The sequence below is a fragment of the Methylobacter svalbardensis genome, from assembly GCF_037671525.1.
In the GTDB taxonomy this organism is placed as follows: Bacteria; Pseudomonadota; Gammaproteobacteria; order Methylococcales; family Methylomonadaceae; genus Methylobacter_A; species Methylobacter_A svalbardensis.
Window position 1 is genome coordinate 1 of the sequence record NZ_JAWPOH010000021.1, and the last position, 16,276, is coordinate 16,276.

Sequence of the window (16,276 nt, forward strand, 5' to 3'; positions counted from 1 at the left end):
TAGCTACCAAATACTTGCCAAACTACCTGGGCTGGCGACGGGCTTTTGAACAACACTGCCAACTCACGCCGGAAACCCTACTCAATGCTGCTCTGGGGAATTTTCAATATTTAACGATGACATAGCCATTATTTTTAACCGGGGCACCGAAATAGAGTCATTAATATATATCGTTAAAGGCACAATATTTATGGAGGCAAATAATGGCTCAGGGCTTGAAATAAACGCCCAAACCTTTAAAGCACTATATCCTCTGTCCGCCGGCAAACTACATTACTTTACCGCGATTGCCGGATCAGCCGTGACCGTGATCTATCTTTCCAAGACTATACTCCAACAAAACCAAAGCACTCTTACCTCTTTGAATAGTGAATTAAAAATTCCGGAACACCTTAAAGAAAATCCGTTTTTTAGTCGTTTTTACCGGCATTTCATTCAAGGGGAACTTCAAATCCCCAGCTTTCCTGATATTGCATTAAATCTGCGTAAAGCCATACAACAGGATTGCGGGGTTGCCGATATCGTCAAAATCGTTAATCTGGACCCGGTTATTTCCGCCAAACTGATTCAGGTCGTCAACAGTCCTATATACAGACCATTGAGTCCGATCAGTACTTGCTTTGATGCCATCAACCGTCTGGGACTGACGACGACACGCAATCTGGTCACTGCTTTCAGCATGAACAACCTGATTAAAAGCAAAAACCCGTCAATAAAAAAACTAATGCAACACAGCTGGTTACAGAGCATCAAAATTTCCAGTATTAGCCATACCCTAGCTCAACTCACTCAAAAAGCAGATCCTGACGAAGCACTACTTGCAGGACTTTTGCATAACATCGGCATATTGCCCATTTTAACTTTTGCTGACAGCTTGCCGAAAGGTACTTATCAACCGGTAGACATTGATCTTTGTATAAACGCAATTCACGGACAGATAGGTTCTATTATTTTAGAGAAATGGGGATTTCCCGATAAATTAAGACAAATCCCCTTACAGTCTACAAACTGGTTTACAAGCACCACTGAAGATATCAACCTGAATGACATTGTATTATTAGCAAAATACCATCATCTTCTGGCATCCCCCGAGAAACCCGAACTGCCGTTACTCATCACCCTGCCTGCTTTTCAAAAACTGGAAAACCAACCTTTAACGCCGGAAATGTCTCTACAGATACTGCATGATGAAAAACAACAAATTGCAGAAACAATGAGTTTTTTCTCGCGCTAAAATCATGCTCAGTCTTTCCATAAAATACCACTCCATCCAGCGCTTACCCTGATTTTCAAACCCAACTCACACGAATTTTTTTCTGTCGGGTTAACACCCAGTACTAATAACCCATCAAAATCAAACTTGAGCTTTTCAACCATACACGATAATATTGATTCAACACTATATTGGAGCCCAACATAATGAAAACAACAAAAAAACGCCTACCTAAATCAGTCCTTATCGGCTTAGCCGCTATCATTTTGCCGCTTGGAGCGCAGGCGACCTCCGATACAGGCAAAGACATGCACAAATTATACGAGGACAATTGTGCCAGTTGCCACGGTTCAGACTATGGCGGTTTTATTGCCCCCGGATTAAACTCAGAATCATTGAAAGGCCGCAGCCCTACGGCTTTACGCACGATTATCATGGCCGGCAGTTTCGACACATTGATGCCTCCGTTCTTCGGTCGCTTATCGGATGACGAGATTCGCGGCTTGGTTAAACATCTACAAACCACACCAAAACTTGCCAATCCGGCCTGGACCATTGATGACATTAAAACATCAGTAAAAGTCTATATTAAAGATGAAAGCACATTACCAGCCAAGCCGACCTATGAAATCGACAGCATGGACAATATTATCGGTGTGGCCGCACGCGGAAAATACGGGCGCGGTGCAGGCTCAAAAGCGGTGTTCATCAACAGCGTTACCCATCAACAAATCGGCGAAATTGCTACCGGCACTGCCGCGCACATCATCGACTATGACCCCGCTAACCCGCGCTGGGCTTATGTTAAAAACGATACCGCCGAAATATTTAAAGTCGATTTATATTCCATGCAAGTGGTGCGTAGCGTTAAAACCGGCTTCAACGGTCCGGGGCTTGGCGTATCGCGCGACGGCAAATACATCATGGCCGGTTCTTACGTACCGCACAACGCTGTCATTCTTGATGCCGCTACCCTGGAACCGCTAAAAACCTTTGAACTGGAAGGCATAGATCCTGACGGTAAAATGGTCAGCTCCGATTCCGGCATGGTCATCGGCACGCCATTTGCCGATATTTTTGCCATCGCGCTGGAAAATACCGGTCAAGTCTGGGTAGTCGATTTAAAAGAAGGCTTTCCAGTCACTAAAATCGAAAATGTGGGTCGCCATCTGCATGATGCCTTTTTAACTCATGGCGGCAGCAAATTGATGGTCGCCTCTTATGATGACAGCATCGTCACCGCGATTGATTTAAAAGAGCGCAAAATCATCAAAAAACTGGATGCCGGTTGCGTACCCCACGTTGGCGGCGGCGCGGCTGTTGAAGTTGACGGCCGCACCTTAGGGTTCGGCACCAACTTCGGCGATTGCGACAAAATGGTGGTCAGCGTCTGGGATCTGGACAAAATGGAAGTGGTGAAACAGATTCCTGTCTCTGGCGGCACCGAATCGCCTGCTGCCCATGCCAATGCGCCCTATGTCGCCGTGGATATTATTTCAAAGGACAGACGTGCTCGTACCGTTCAGCTAATCGACAAGAAAACCCTTGAAGTGGTTAAAACGTTGGATGTAGGCGGTCATGCCTATTTCCCTGAATACAGCGCCGATGGTAAATTCCTGTATGTCAGCGCAGGCTACAGCGGTGACGAAGTCGTCGTTTACGATTCGACCTCTTTAGAAAAAGTGGCCTCAATTGCGATGGAAAGCCCAGCCGGTATCTTCTCTCATGGCCGGGTTAAATACATGACACGCGGACTTTCACCTGACGAATTTGAAAACGCGAGCAAAATGAAAGGGGCAAAATAATGAAATTCCTGGCACTTTCAAGCACATTAATGCTGGGGCTGTTATCCGCCCACAGCGTTAATGCGGCGAACCTTTATGCAGGTCATGCCACAGCGGCGGCAGTTTGTTCGCAATGTCACGGCATTAAAACCCCTTCAGCCGATGCGCCTTTCCCACCTTTAGCCGGGCGCGATGCGGACTATTTAAAATCGGCGTTAAAACAGTACCGTGACAAAACCCGAAAATCCGACATCATGAATGCCATTGCCGGTTCGTTAAGCGACAGCGACATTAGCAATGTGGCAACCTACTATGCCAGGTTAAAACCATAACATTCATGAAAACATCGCTGCTTTTAATGTGGGTTATGCTAGCTATTTACGCTAACGCCAGCCTGGCCAGCGAACCATCACAGGACAGGAAAATCACGCTCCGCAACATGCTCAAACATGATTGCGGAGCGTGTCATGGTTTAACCTTAAAAGGCGGCATGGGGCCTGCGTTGTTGCCTGACAGCCTGGACGGAAAATCGGATGAGTTTTTGGTTGCGACGATTCTTAACGGACGCCCAGGCACCGCCATGCCGCCTTGGCAGCCGTTTATCAGTCATGATGAAGCCGCCTGGTTGCTTGGGATTTTACGCAAGCCTTAGCCTTACATCTCACAAACCTTCGTGTCCTTTCGCGACATTTATTTTCCGCTATGAACAAGCTACTACCTCTTTTAACCTTGCTATTCTCTTTCAATGCGATCGCAGAGCTGCGCGCTACCGGCGACCTGGGCATCGTCATCGAACGGGAAGACGGCAATGCGCTGATCATTAACACCACCGAGCATAAGCGCCTGGCCAAGATCGAAAAGCTGGGCGACTTGTCCCATGCATCCGTAGTTTTCTCCCGCGATCAACGTTACGCCTATGTTTTCGGCAGGGATGGCGGCTTGACCAAAATCGACATGCTCAAGGACAGCATAGATAAGCGCATCATCCAGGCCGGCAACAGCATCGGCGGGGCGATTTCCCAGGACGGCAAATTAATCGCTGTGTCCAACTATACCCCCGGTGGAATCAAAGTTTTCTCATCAGACACGCTGGAACTGGTTGCCGATATTCCCGCGGGCTACGGCGAAGGACTTAGCTCCAAGGTGGTCGGCCTGGTTGACGCACCCGGACAACGCTTTGTCTTCAGCCTGTTCGATGCCGGTGAAATCTGGATGGCTGACTTTAAAAACCCTAAAGCGCCGATCATTAAAAAATTCCCAAACATCGGCAAACAACCTTATGACGCATTAGTTTCACCAGACGGACGCTATTATATAGCGGGCTTATTTGGCGAATCGGGAATGGCATTGCTGGATTTATGGAATACCGATGCCGGAGTCAAACGCATCTTACCCGACTACGGCAAAGACGATGAAAAACTCCCCGTTTATAAAATGCCGCATCTTGAAGGCTGGGCGGTAGCCGGTGACTACTTGTTTGCGCCCGCGATAGGTCAACACAAAATCCTGGTCATCGACAAAAACACCTGGGAACTGCATGACACCATAGCGGTCGCAGGACAACCGGTTTTTGTGATGGCTAGGCCCGATGGGCGGCAAGTCTGGGTTAACTTTGCTTTTCCCGATAACAATCAAGTACAGATTATCGATGTCAAAGACTTGTCTCTCAGCAAAACCTTGTCGCCAGGAAAAGCCGTTTTGCACATGGAATTCACCCCGCGCGGCGAACAAGTCTGGGTTGCGGTAAGAGACGATAACCAAGTGGTGGTTTATGACACGGAAACCTTGCAAGAAATAACCCGCCTGCCCGCCAACAAACCCAACGGCATTTTCTTTAGCTCACGTGCGCATAAAATCGGTTTATAAGCCCATGTTGACGACCTTACACAAACAGCTGCTAAACGACTATCAGCACAATTTTCCGCTATCGCCCAGGCCTTATCAGGACATCGCCGATGCGTTGGGCGTGACCGAAGCCGAGGTTTTATCGGCATTGACCGAACTTAACGATAATAATTTCATCAGCCGCATCGGCCCGGTTATTCCGCCCAATCATATCGGCGTCAGCGCTCTGATCGCAATGGCCGTGCCCGAACAGCATCTGCAAACAGTTGCCGATAAAATCAGCGCCCACCCCGAAGTCAATCATAACTACGAACGCGAACACCGGTTTAACCTCTGGTTTGTGGTCATCGCTGCCGATGCAGAACATTTAGATGCTTTGATTGATGCCATCGAGCAGGAAACATCATACCCAGCCATGCTGCTGCCGATGCTGGATGATTTTTTCATTGATTTGGGCTTTAAGCTGGATCTGAACAATGATTGAAGCCAGAGATCGTCAACTGCTTGAACATATTCAACTGGGACTGCCTGTTTGCTCAAAACCCTATGCCGAAATCGGGCGGTTGTGCGATATGCCCGAAACCGAAGTCATCGAACGTTTAACTCGGCTTAAACAGCAAGGCCTGATCAAACGCATGGGCGTTATCGTCAAACACCGGCAACTGGGTTACCGCGCCAATGCGATGGTCGTTTGGAATGTACCGGACAATCTTATCAAACAGCTGGGCGGACATATCGGCCGGTTTCCGTTTGTAACCCTGTGTTATCAACGCCCCAAACAGCCTGAATGGCCGTATAATCTGTATTGCATGATTCACGGCAAAGACAGAGCCACCGTTTTGAAACAACTGGAACAGCTCATTGACGCTTGCGGCTTAGACGGTTTTGACCAAGAAATCCTGTTCAGCAACCGCTGTTTTAAACAACGCGGCGCTATTTATAAAAATACGGCTGTAACTCATGGATGACATAGACAAGAAAATCATCAACGCCCTGCAAGACGGTTTTCCAATCTGCGACGCGCCTTATCGACAAGTTGCCATGCAACTGGGGTTGCTCGAACAGGAACTGATAAACCGGTTAAAAGCAATGCTGGATAACGGCACCCTCACCCGCTTCGGCCCCTTGTATAATGCCGAACAAATGGGCGGCGCCTTAACCCTGGCAGCCGTTAAAGCGCCGGAACAGCGTTTCGATGAAATCACCGACATCATCAACGCCTTTCCCGAAGTTGCGCATAATTACGCGCGCAACCATGAGCTGAATATGTGGTTTGTGATAGCCACCGAAACGCCCGAACAAATCCAGCAAACCATCAACGCCATAGAGCAACAAACCGGCCTTACCGTCTACAACATGCCAAAAAACCAAGAGTATTTTGTCAACCTGAAACTGGAAGCCTGAGCATGCTTGACGAAACAGACCGCAAAATCATCCAGGCAACCCAGGCCGGTTTACCGTTAACACCCCAACCCTATCAAGCTATTGCGGAACAACTCGGGCTGACCAGCGATGATGTGATGCTACGACTGACAGCCATGCAAAACAGCGGTAGCATTCGCCGTATCGGCGCAGTACCCAACCACTATAAACTGGGCTATCGTTTTAACGGCATGACCGTCTGGAATATTCCTGATGAGGTCATCGACGAGCTGGGGCAAAAAGTCGGGCGTCTGGAATTTGTCAGCCATTGTTATCATCGTCCCAGGCATTTGCCCGAATGGCCGTATAACCTGTTTGCGATGGTGCATGGCAAAAGCCAGCAAGACGTCGACAAACAGATTCAGCAGATTGCCGATCTGCTTGGCCACTCTAATCTGGGCTGCGACGTGTTATACAGCACCAAAATTCTGAAGAAAACCGGTTTCCGCACAAGTAATCGGCCCGTAACTGACTAGGAAACTCATTATGTTTAGATTAAGCCAAACCATGCGGGAACTGATAACGCCGACACCCTTAAAACCGGCGCGTAAACCCGCAGCGCCGGTCGTTATCTGGAACCTGATCCGCCGCTGCAATCTCACTTGCAAACATTGCTACACGACCTCTACCGATATTAATTTCCCCAACGAATTAAGCACACCGGAAATCTATACGGTCATGGACGACCTGAAAGCCTTTAAAGTGCCGGTGCTGATTTTATCCGGCGGCGAACCGTTGTTGCATCCCGACATCTTCGCGATTTCCCGCCGCGCCAAGGACATGGGCTTTTATGTCGCGCTATCGACTAACGGCACCAAAATTTCTGCGGCTAATATCGACGAAATCGCCGCCATTAATTACCAATACATCGGCGTTAGCCTGGACGGCATCAAAGATACTCACGACCAATTCCGGAGAGTGAAAGGCTCATTCGACCAAGCCTTGCACGGCATTCATTTGTGTCTGGAAAAAGGTATCAAAGTCGGCTTGCGCTTTACCTTAACGCAGGATAATGCCCATGATTTTCCGGCCTTATTACAGCTAATGGATGACCACGATATCGACAAGTTCTATTTGTCGCATTTGAATTACGGCGGCCGCGGCAATAAAAACCGCAAAGACGACGCCCATTTTTCAATGACCCGAGACGCGATGGATTTGCTGTTTGACACCAGCTATGAGTGGCTCAAGGCAGGCAAAGACCGGGAATTTGTGACCGGCAATAACGATGCCGACGCGGTTTATTTTTTGCACTGGGTAGCGCGGAATTTCCCCGACAAAGTCGAACACATCCAAGCCAAACTGGAACAATGGGGCGGCAATGCCTCCGGCGTTAATGTCGCCAATATCGACAACCTGGGCAATGTCCATCCCGATACCTTCTGGTGGCATTATGAGCTGGGCAATGTCAAGGAACGGCCGTTTTCGGAAATATGGCTGGATACGACCGATCCGTTGATGGCTGGTTTGAAACAACATCCCAGACCGCTCGAAGGACGCTGTGCAAGCTGTCATTATCAAGAAATCTGCAACGGCAACACCCGCGTCAGGGCCGCGCAAACCACCGGGAATTTTTGGGCTGAAGATCCCGGCTGTTATCTGACCGAAAGTGAAATAGCCATGTAGGGTATACCGTCACAGCTGTTAAGCTAAGAACTTATATATGGTGGGCGCGAATAAATTCGTGCCCACCGCATTTTCAATCATAACTATTTTCGACTTAAGGTCATGACAGTTCTTCCGGCGTTCAATGGTGGGCACAGCGTAACCTGCGTGACTATAGCCTTAGCCATTGACCCGGAAATACGCGCTTAAATTCCTTCGTGATACTCCACTGTTACCGTGATGGTATCGGCGTAACTGCCCGCCGCCACATACTGACCCGCCGGGATACTGCCATAGATAGTATGGTCAATGTTCGTACCAAGCACCGCAATCAGTGCATTATCTGTCCAGATTCCGGTACCGCCGGTGCCGTCTCCCCAAACCGTGGTATGGGTGTTCTCCTTGTATAGATTGTAACTGAGCAGATTGGCTCCGCTGGACATTTTTCGAGGAGCGAACGAGCCGCTGCCGCCCGTGTCGAGACTGATATTGGTTTGCGCCCCAACGCTGACCAGGAGCACCGTACAGCGAACTCGAACATTTCCGGCCGCGTCAGTCGGCGAACTGTTGGTAGCATTATAATTGCCAAAGGCGACCCCCGTCGCGGAGACGGTACAGTTAAGTCCGAGCGCTGTCGCTGTTGTCGGCATCAATAGCAAAATAAAGCTCAGCCCGGTTGCGGTTACACTGAAAAAACCATTTCTTCCCGATGTCTTGCAATTTTTGGGGCGAACCTTGTTGCGACATTGTTTCATTGCGCGACTCCATGACAGGTAAATGTACCCAGATCGGGCAGCGGTTCTTCAGTTTCAGGAAAAGAGACCTCAAGCTGACAGCTTTTCTCGTGCCAGAGTACCCGTAAATGATTGTCCGGTGCAAGTCCGGTGATATAGACATTGCCTTGCAGGGCAACAGGAAACTCTTCCTGCTGCCCGATGATTTGCACTGTGGCGCCGGTCGGTAGCGGCTGGCCATTGTCCAATATTATTTTCAGAGTTGCACCGCGCGAACGCCGAACCGGAAATTTCAGCAGAAAGCCGCTACGAAAATAAGGCGCCGCATTGATGGCCAAGGTATCGATTTGGGCATCCAGAGGCAGGTCAGCCTGTTCGATGCGAATGTGGTTTTCCTGATAAGGTCTAAGCGCAGGCACCAGCGCGTTCCCCCAGGCGTTGGTCGTCGCTACCAGTTGATTTTCCGCATAAACGTGTACATTGGGATAATCCGGGACCTGTACGACAGCAAAACTGCTGTTGATACGGCGGGAAAAAAACGCATCTCCCCCCATGATCGCCAGGCCTCCGTTGGCGCTCCCGCGAAAATTGTTTTGCCCCTGAAACCGGGAGGCGTCCACATTGTAAGTACCGACATCGTTTTGCAGGGTAACTCCGGCTTCGACACGCTCCGATTCATTATATCCGGCTAATACCCGATAGCCCAAGCCACTGCCCGGCGGTACATTCTGCTGTACCTGCATTAGCGTACTGGGTGAATCATTCTGCAGTCCCGTCGTGACACTGGCGCTGGTCAGCTTCCCGAGAGTATGGCTAAGCACCAGTGCGACGCCTTTATTGTTAGCATCGTTCAGGCTATTGAATGCGGAAAGGTTTAAAAACCAATCCTTGCCCAGCGTCAAATTATAATTTGCATTGATCAGGTTGACGTTGCCCTGATCACGATATTGCTGATAGATATGGTTTAGACTAACGCTCCCGTAACCGTAAGTTGAAAAACCCAGGTGCAGTGAACCTAACAACTTGGGCGCAGGGCGATCCGGGGCTAAGCCGAGCTGGGTGAACTGGCTGTTGGCTAACTGCGCATGACCGCCAAAACTTAAGCCTGAAGTTTGTCGTTGAAAACCCAGAGACAGCAAAGCCCCCGGGCCTTTCTGACTATGACTGCCTGCTATGGCGGCGTCAAAAACGCCTACCGTTGGCGATAAAAAAACGCCGCCGAGGCCAAAATTTTGCTGATTCTGCAACAGTTCGGTATGCAACTCACCACTAAAGTGATCGCTAAAACCCCGGCGGTGCGTGCCCACAGCGAACCAGCGCCCGTAATCGTTACTGTTCAGTCCGTAGTTTTTGCGGATCGGGCCGATCTCGTAGGAAAATTCCTGTAAATTTTTCTGCAGCAAACTGGGGGTCGCATAATAAGACTGGCTGATGATTTGTTCGCGGCCCAGCATATCGCGTACCACCATGCGCATATCGCGCAAGCCGGTAATCATCGGAACATTGTTGACAGTAAACGGCCCCGGCTGCACCTCACGGTTCAGTAACAGGTTATTATCGACGTAGACATCCACGACGGAAGGCAACGCCGCCTCGCCTGCGATGCTCGGCAGCGGAAAGGTTATAAACCCGGGCTGAGTCTGAAAATTTGTCGCCCACTGCAAGCCGCCGAACCGCACCGGCCTCCCCCAGGCACCGGCACTGCTGATTGAGTCGCCTATCCTGAGACTGGTTAACTGATCCGGCTTGTCAATGGTCCAGGTGCTATCCAGACGGATCAATCGGGCTTGATCGTTTATATCCTGGGCTAAAAAATTACTCGTCCCTACGCCCCAGCCGTTGAAAGCACCCAATTCCACCAAACTATCCAGTCGAAAACGTTGCGGGGTGTATTGGCTAAAAACATCGTAATTGATAAATCCGCCCGGAGAAGACGGATTGGGCTTGGAAAATTGTAAAGCGGAACCGCTCAGCCGGGTAGGCGATAAAACTTCGGGTTTGACTTCGATCAACAGCGCTTGTTTGGCCTCATCTATCCGGTAGGACATACCGGTAAGCGCTGTCAAAGGATAGTAATCATGCCCCTGATAAGAGAGTGCCGGTTTCGATGGCAATGATAGACGCCATCGCCGTATGTCCGCAGCATCGGCCAGTAAGTCGCCGTTCTTTTTCAGCAACAGCGCGGTTTCGTGCAGATCCTGTTGATTGACATGGACAGCCAGCAGCAACTCCTGCATGCCTGCTTGACTGGCGGCAGCCGCAAGGGGCATCGGGGTAACTGTTTCGGCAATGACGGGTTTTATCAGAAACAACAGGCAAAAAAATCGCCTCATCCATTGAGGCCTAGGGTTTATCCATAACGATGTCAGCTTTCACTTCGCCGATCTCGGTAGTCGCCGAAACACGCAAGTGTTCGCCGGGATCAGGCAGAGTATCTGTGGGCAATAACCAATAGTGCATAGCACCGGGGAGCAAGTAAGCGAAAAGCTGCTGGGCCAGAATCGGTTTGGCGCTGCCTGTCCGATAAATGCTATAGGCTGACAGATGATCATGGCCGTTGCCGGTATTGCTTACCCCGACTTTGAGCGTGTGCTCGTCAAGGCGCACGGCTTGCCAGTGCAAAACCGGTTTGACGGGATCAGGAGGCGCGACGAATACCGGCACGCTGATGCGCAAGGCCACTTGTAAGCCCACGGCGCCAGCTTTTGGAGGCGGCGGCACTTCCTGTAAAAACATCCGGTAAGTCAGTTCGCGTTGCCTGTCTGGCGCACGACGCAGCCCGATCCGGATGATTTGCGAGGCTCCGGCCGGCAAGGTGAAAATAGGCGGGGTCGCCAATAACTCCCGGGTCGGCGTATAAACCTCCTGGTCATTCGCCTGCGACCAGGCCGCTAATTCCACCTGCATGACCGCAGCTTGATCTCCGTCGTTACGTACCGTGATAATCTGCGTGGGGTTTTGCGCAGAAAGCGTCAATTTGACCGGGTTAATCCCATAGGACCCGGCTTCAGCGATTGGGCATGCGATGATGCACTGCAGCAGCAGAATAAAGCACGCCCAGCTATTTGCCGAACGGCCGGTTTGAATACCGCCCATTACCATCAATAGGTGACGGTAACATTAATCGTATCGGCATAAGTTCCCGCCGTCACATATTGGCCTGCAGCAATCCTGCCGTATACGGTATGGACTTCAGGGAGCCCCGTAGCGCTGGCGACTGCAACCACGCCCGCACCACCGGTATCGTCCCAGTTGGTAGTACGAGTGAGCTCGTTATAAAGACTGTAATCGATTAGGTCGGTTAATGTCGCGTGCTTCATCTGCCGGGTCGTTACCGTAGCGCCAGCAGCTACCCCTGCATTCAGGCCGATGCTATAAGGCGTAGCCAGCGTACAAGTGACAGTAATCGTGCTGGTTTTATCATTAGCTGCTGCCGAAGGATCATAGACGCCGAATAGAAGCGGCGTTGCCACAACAATGCAGGCATTGGTGACTGTTGCGCTAACTTGAAAAGTGGTGCTTGCCGTAGCAGCCTGTGCCGTTTGTTCGTTAGCAGCAAGTAAGGCCACAGCAAGAGTAATTCCTACTTTAAGAAGTTTCATTGAGTTCGTCCATTTAGTTATAATTATTATTATCGACTTACAATTTTTAAGTATAAACACCTTTAATTTCATGTCAAATTATAGCCGCCCAGCCATCGCCTTTCCTGGTGCTGTCACCTTAACCGAATACCTAATTCGGACAAGCACATAATACCTGCGCCAAATATCTCGCCGCATTACAGAATTCATTCGCACAGTGCTGTAAGGCGGATTATTTGTAGAGTGGACGTCTAGGCAATCCACCGCAACTACGACAGACCATCAATGTTACGAGACTAACTGCCGAATAACTCCAAACTATCCCACTCCCTTCCCTAGAGCAACGCAATAGAAAATACTTATTAAACGTGAGTGGCGGACTAGCGAAAAATGTAAGCCATGAAGCATAGCGTTAACATTGAAAGTTAGCTGCTATGTCCAGATATTGGGCTTGTAATTTTTTTCATTATAAACTGCGTCAAGCTGTCAAAACATGGCAAAAACTTGCAGTTTATTGCATGAATGTGTTTTTTCGCCTGATCTTATTGGGTTATGGCAGTGCAGTAAAAACGCATATGCGCGGATTGATGGACAGGGGTTCGTTTAACCTGACTCAGTCGCTTGCGTAGGCGGAATCCAGATGCTCACTGCAATCGAATAATAGAAGACAGTCCATAGTTTTTTACCCTATGCTCAAGTTTTTAAATTTTTTGTATTCTTATTTCTTGGGAAATCATCCCGCAGTCCCTTACCCTAGCGAAGTCGTCGGATTCATACAGCCTAAACTTCTCCCAACCCTATGTTTGCCAGAAGACATTAACTGAAAAACATCGTCAACTTTAAGTCAATTCAATATACCTGCGCTAAATATCTCGCCGCAGTGCGGATAAATCCGCAGCTGCACCGTAAAAAACTTGAGCCAATACCTGAGAACAGGACTGAACCGTTAATCTGCCTTTATAGACAACATACTGACAATCCCGTTACCTTCCCTTTTCGGGTCAATCACCGTATTCAGTATAAATATCCGTTCGTTGGCTATGCCGCCTTGTTGCACGATATAACTGGCAATCGCTCGCGCCCTTTCTGCGGCCAAGCCTTCCAGTCGCTGCGGTTCCGGTTTAATAATGGCTGACAACTTCTGCTTGGCGACTGCATAAAACTCGTCTGTTGTCGTATCGGCCTGACTACCGATCAGGCGCGGTCTGCCCAGCAACGGTTTTTCCACCATCAGCGGAAACTTTTCAATAAATAGCTGCTCCATCAAACGCCGGTAATCCTGGTCCGAAATCACCACATGTTCTGCGCGTATTTTTCTGCCGCCCTGTTTATTCATCTCGGCGGCTTTGATTCTTTTAAGTTGATCGTATAAAGCATCATCGCTGACCGCCAGCCAATCCTGCTCCTGAAAAGCCGCGCCTTTAATTTCCAGCTTTAAAACCGGACGTGCCGTTAACGCCTTGGCCAAATCGTCCAGCTTGCTGATTTCAGACTTAGCTAATGTCGCCTCGCCCGCCGTAAAACTGATAGTGCTTAAATCTTCTTCACTGCCTATCAGCGAGGCTAGCGCACGGAAAGGCGAGGTGATCACCTTGCTGATTGAGTTGATCAACGCATCGACAATGAGATGACTGATACTGAACTGGGGGTCTTCCAGGCTGCCGGAAATGGGCACGTCAATTTTTATCTTGCCATCGGAATCCTTCATCAAGGCCACCGCGAGTTCCAGCGGCAATGACACCGCATTGGGGTTTTCGACTTTCTCGCCCAATTCAAACTGGTCTATCAATATATTATTGGATGCAGTGAGTACCTTGTTCTCCACTTTGTAATTAAGCCCCAGCGATATTTTGCCTTTTTCAACTTTATAACCGGCAAATTGCACCATATAAGGCGAAATCAACGGCATCGGCATGCCGATAAAATTGACAGTAATATTGTAATCGCCCAGATAAGGACTGATTTTACCCTTAATATCGACGGGTGACAAATCATAAGTGTTACCTTTTAAATCAACCTTGATGATTGATTTTTTTTCTGAGGATATGCCGCTGGCACCGCCGTTCAGACTTTCGATGGGTGCGGCGAACGGTAAGATCAGGGAAAGATCGGCAAAATCGGATGAGCCGCCAATGATTTGCATCTTGCCCAGTTTGAATTTAGGTTTCTGCGCTTCAGTCTCTTTATTTTTAGCGGCTTTAACAGCGACTTTCGGCTTGCTTTTATCGGCAATTATAATGTCGCCAAAATTGACGCTCTTGTCTTTTTTAATGATGACTCTGGCATAAGGTTCATCAAGCTTTAGTGTTTCAGCGCTGTATCGATTTGCCAATAAATCAACATCAATGCCATTAAGCGCTAAATTTTCCCATTTTACAAAATCCTTGTTCTTCAACTGATCGCGGGTTAATAACCGGGCAATTTGGCTATTGCCGCTAAACTTAACATCCAGTTTATCCGCTGCTGATTTGGCGACCAAGACCTTGCCGTCAATAGCCAGTGTTCCGTCGATGACATCCAGTCGCGCGTATTTATCGACATACGCCTGGAATTTTTCCAAGGCAATACCTTTGACATCAATGGCAATTTGCGCCGATAAAGGTTTGATAACGGTGTTGCCGTCGAGTTTTATCAAGCCATTTTGATTAAATCCAGCGCTGAGTTGAAAAGGCAGGCTTGCACCGGCTTTATTGCTGAAATTATCGAGCTTGAAATCGATAGGCTTGGCGGTCATGGTGACCGGCTTTTTGAAGGTCTGATCTTCAAAAGTAAGCCCGAAATTATTCAAGGCAATATTATTGATTTTAATATCCCACGGCGTTTGTTCGGACTCAATGGCGGTAGTTTCGGCAGCTTTATCACTGACGGGTAATAAAGTTTGATAATTAATCACACCATCAGCATTCAGCCATGCCTTAAAATCGGCATCCTTGGCCAAAACCGATTCGATCGCTAACGCCTGTTTTCCAATATCAAAATGAATGCCGGATACGGCAATCTGGGGAATGTTAAACAGGGTTTGTGGCTGCGCATTTCCTGAAACCGGAACCTCAGCGTCGGCCTTTAACCGTGCATTAAAACTGGTATTTTTGGCTAAAACCGATTCGATCGCCAGCATCTGTTTTTCAAGATTAAAATGAATGCCGGATACGGCAATCTGGGGAATACCAAGCCGCGTTTGTTGCTGTGCATTTTCTGAAATCTGCACATCGCGCAATTCAAACTTGCCCTGCTTGAAATTAAGGTTAAATTTACCCTTGATATAATCGGCCTTGTAATCGGCCTCGAACAGTTCATAACCCTGTAAATCCAATTGCACAAGCTCTTGCAAGGCCAGCGCCCGGATTCTCGGCAGCTGCATATTATCCAGTTTGATATGCCCGGATGAAGACAGTGGACTAAGACTAATGGAGCCTTGCCAATCCAGTTTGCCGCCTGACTTTATCGCCAGGGACAAACCCAAGCCGGCCGGTTTATCCGGCTGAGTGCTAAAGTTTTCAATAACAAGACTGATCGGATAAACCGTCTCCTTTATCGGACTTTTAAGCTGCGCATCTTCCCAGTCCAGCTTTCCTTCGACTATCGACAGCTTGACGATGTTTACCGGGAAAACCTTAGCGTTCTGCTGTTGAGTTTCGTTTTTATCCTTGAGCAGGTCTTTAAAATTGAACGCGCCATTTTTATCTTTGGCGATACGAACATCCGGCTTGCTCAGCAACACTTCATCAATAACCAAAGCCTGCTGCTTGAGGGATTGCCACGCATTGATCTTGACATGAAAATCATCAAAACCGACAAACGGCTGTCCGTTCGGCTCTTGCAGCTCAAATCCGTGCAGGTTGAATTGCAGTGCAAAGGGGTCGAACTGAACCGTTGCAACCGAGGCTTGCCTGCCGGTTTCCTGCTGAATGAATGTCGGCAGTTTCGACTTAAGCAGCATCGGCAACCCATAAAAACCGAACCCGGCATAGATAGCCGCAAGACTGGCTACGATGAAAACAGCTATTTTTACTTTTGATGCTATGTGTTGAAATTGCATGAATCCAGTGACCTGATCTGCTTTAATTACTGCCATTATAAACACAAAAGGCG

General features: G+C 48.8%; 15 protein-coding genes and 1 pseudogene. 11 read left to right on the forward strand and 5 right to left on the reverse strand.

Translation table 11 applies throughout. From position 1 onward, the window contains the following. From RW114_RS10040 to nirJ, 11 genes and pseudogenes are all read left to right on the forward strand, one after another. A pseudogene (locus RW114_RS10040) lies at positions 1 to 125 on the forward strand (IS1595 family transposase); the annotation flags it as partial. Positions 126 to 190: 65 nt separating this feature from the next. Further along, entirely contained in the window at positions 191 to 1,234 is a 1,044-nt protein-coding gene (locus RW114_RS10045) for an HDOD domain-containing protein (protein ID WP_340122613.1), read from the forward strand. A 185-nt stretch (positions 1,235 to 1,419) separates the two neighbouring features. Beyond that, complete coding sequence (locus RW114_RS10050) at positions 1,420 to 3,018, forward strand: cytochrome D1 domain-containing protein (protein WP_340122614.1); 1,599 nt, start codon at positions 1,420 to 1,422, stop codon at positions 3,016 to 3,018. Further along, entirely contained in the window at positions 3,018 to 3,329 is a 312-nt protein-coding gene (locus tag RW114_RS10055) for a c-type cytochrome (protein WP_340122615.1), read from the forward strand. Before RW114_RS10050 ends, RW114_RS10055 begins: the two co-directional genes overlap by 1 nt. Before the next feature lie 5 nt (positions 3,330 to 3,334). Continuing rightward, positions 3,335 to 3,649 (forward strand): c-type cytochrome, encoded by a 315-nt coding sequence (locus RW114_RS10060; RefSeq protein ID WP_340122616.1) that lies wholly within the window; start codon positions 3,335 to 3,337, stop codon positions 3,647 to 3,649. A 50-nt stretch (positions 3,650 to 3,699) separates the two neighbouring features. Next, positions 3,700 to 4,863, forward strand: a complete 1,164-nt coding sequence (locus RW114_RS10065) for a cytochrome D1 domain-containing protein (protein ID WP_340122617.1) — start codon at positions 3,700 to 3,702, stop codon at positions 4,861 to 4,863. A gap of 4 nt (positions 4,864 to 4,867) precedes the next feature. After that, on the forward strand, positions 4,868 to 5,326 hold the full coding sequence (locus RW114_RS10070) for an Lrp/AsnC family transcriptional regulator (RefSeq protein ID WP_340122618.1): 459 nt from the start codon (positions 4,868 to 4,870) through the stop codon (positions 5,324 to 5,326). Further along, positions 5,319 to 5,810 (forward strand): siroheme decarboxylase subunit beta, encoded by a 492-nt coding sequence (gene ahbB, locus RW114_RS10075; protein ID WP_340122619.1) that lies wholly within the window; start codon positions 5,319 to 5,321, stop codon positions 5,808 to 5,810. Before RW114_RS10070 ends, ahbB (RW114_RS10075) begins: the two co-directional genes overlap by 8 nt. Beyond that, positions 5,803 to 6,246: an Lrp/AsnC family transcriptional regulator gene (locus RW114_RS10080; protein WP_340122620.1), complete on the forward strand. Its 444-nt coding sequence runs from the start codon at positions 5,803 to 5,805 to the stop codon at positions 6,244 to 6,246. The genes ahbB (RW114_RS10075) and RW114_RS10080 overlap by 8 nt, the downstream gene beginning before the upstream one ends. 2 nt (positions 6,247 to 6,248) lie before the next feature. Then, complete coding sequence (gene ahbB / locus RW114_RS10085; protein ID WP_340122621.1) at positions 6,249 to 6,740, forward strand: siroheme decarboxylase subunit beta; 492 nt, start codon at positions 6,249 to 6,251, stop codon at positions 6,738 to 6,740. Positions 6,741 to 6,750: 10 nt separating this feature from the next. Continuing rightward, positions 6,751 to 7,890, forward strand: coding sequence for a heme d1 biosynthesis radical SAM protein NirJ (gene nirJ, locus RW114_RS10090; RefSeq protein WP_340122622.1), 1,140 nt, complete (start codon positions 6,751 to 6,753; stop codon positions 7,888 to 7,890). A gap of 185 nt (positions 7,891 to 8,075) precedes the next feature. On the opposite strand, the gene RW114_RS10095 is transcribed toward nirJ, so the two are convergent. From RW114_RS10095 to RW114_RS10115, 5 genes are all read right to left on the reverse strand, one after another. Beyond that, on the reverse strand, positions 8,076 to 8,624 hold the full coding sequence (locus RW114_RS10095) for a Csu type fimbrial protein (RefSeq protein ID WP_340122623.1): 549 nt from the start codon (positions 8,622 to 8,624) through the stop codon (positions 8,076 to 8,078). Continuing rightward, complete coding sequence (locus tag RW114_RS10100; protein WP_340122624.1) at positions 8,621 to 10,936, reverse strand: fimbria/pilus outer membrane usher protein; 2,316 nt, start codon at positions 10,934 to 10,936, stop codon at positions 8,621 to 8,623. The genes RW114_RS10095 and RW114_RS10100 overlap by 4 nt, the downstream gene beginning before the upstream one ends. Before the next feature lie 10 nt (positions 10,937 to 10,946). Beyond that, the gene (locus RW114_RS10105) at positions 10,947 to 11,699 is read right to left on the reverse strand and encodes a fimbrial biogenesis chaperone (protein WP_340122625.1); all 753 of its coding nucleotides are present in this window, start codon (positions 11,697 to 11,699) and stop codon (positions 10,947 to 10,949) included. 5 nt (positions 11,700 to 11,704) lie between these two features. Further along, entirely contained in the window at positions 11,705 to 12,205 is a 501-nt protein-coding gene (locus RW114_RS10110; protein ID WP_340122626.1) for a Csu type fimbrial protein, read from the reverse strand. Positions 12,206 to 13,130: 925 nt separating this feature from the next. Next, the gene (locus tag RW114_RS10115; RefSeq protein WP_340122627.1) at positions 13,131 to 16,259 is read right to left on the reverse strand and encodes a DUF748 domain-containing protein; all 3,129 of its coding nucleotides are present in this window, start codon (positions 16,257 to 16,259) and stop codon (positions 13,131 to 13,133) included. Between the last annotated feature and the right edge of the window lie 17 nt (positions 16,260 to 16,276).

Excerpts from the sequence above, each read along its gene's own strand:
- RW114_RS10055 (WP_340122615.1), top strand. The coding sequence starts at position 3,018 with ATGAAATTCCTGGCACTTTCAAGCACATTAATGCTGGGGCTGTTATCC.
- RW114_RS10100 (WP_340122624.1), bottom strand. The coding sequence starts at position 10,936 with ATGAGGCGATTTTTTTGCCTGTTGTTTCTGATAAAACCCGTCATTGCC.
- RW114_RS10050 (WP_340122614.1), top strand. The coding sequence starts at position 1,420 with ATGAAAACAACAAAAAAACGCCTACCTAAATCAGTCCTTATCGGCTTA.
- ahbB (WP_340122621.1), top strand. The coding sequence starts at position 6,249 with ATGCTTGACGAAACAGACCGCAAAATCATCCAGGCAACCCAGGCCGGT.
- RW114_RS10095 (WP_340122623.1), bottom strand. The coding sequence starts at position 8,624 with ATGAAACAATGTCGCAACAAGGTTCGCCCCAAAAATTGCAAGACATCG.
- RW114_RS10065 (WP_340122617.1), top strand. The coding sequence starts at position 3,700 with ATGAACAAGCTACTACCTCTTTTAACCTTGCTATTCTCTTTCAATGCG.
- RW114_RS10080 (WP_340122620.1), top strand. The coding sequence starts at position 5,803 with ATGGATGACATAGACAAGAAAATCATCAACGCCCTGCAAGACGGTTTT.
- ahbB (WP_340122619.1), top strand. The coding sequence starts at position 5,319 with ATGATTGAAGCCAGAGATCGTCAACTGCTTGAACATATTCAACTGGGA.
- RW114_RS10045 (WP_340122613.1), top strand. The coding sequence starts at position 191 with ATGGAGGCAAATAATGGCTCAGGGCTTGAAATAAACGCCCAAACCTTT.
- RW114_RS10115 (WP_340122627.1), bottom strand. The coding sequence starts at position 16,259 with ATGGCAGTAATTAAAGCAGATCAGGTCACTGGATTCATGCAATTTCAA.
- RW114_RS10105 (WP_340122625.1), bottom strand. The coding sequence starts at position 11,699 with ATGGGCGGTATTCAAACCGGCCGTTCGGCAAATAGCTGGGCGTGCTTT.
- nirJ (WP_340122622.1), top strand. The coding sequence starts at position 6,751 with ATGTTTAGATTAAGCCAAACCATGCGGGAACTGATAACGCCGACACCC.
- RW114_RS10110 (WP_340122626.1), bottom strand. The coding sequence starts at position 12,205 with ATGAAACTTCTTAAAGTAGGAATTACTCTTGCTGTGGCCTTACTTGCT.
- RW114_RS10060 (WP_340122616.1), top strand. The coding sequence starts at position 3,335 with ATGAAAACATCGCTGCTTTTAATGTGGGTTATGCTAGCTATTTACGCT.
- RW114_RS10070 (WP_340122618.1), top strand. The coding sequence starts at position 4,868 with ATGTTGACGACCTTACACAAACAGCTGCTAAACGACTATCAGCACAAT.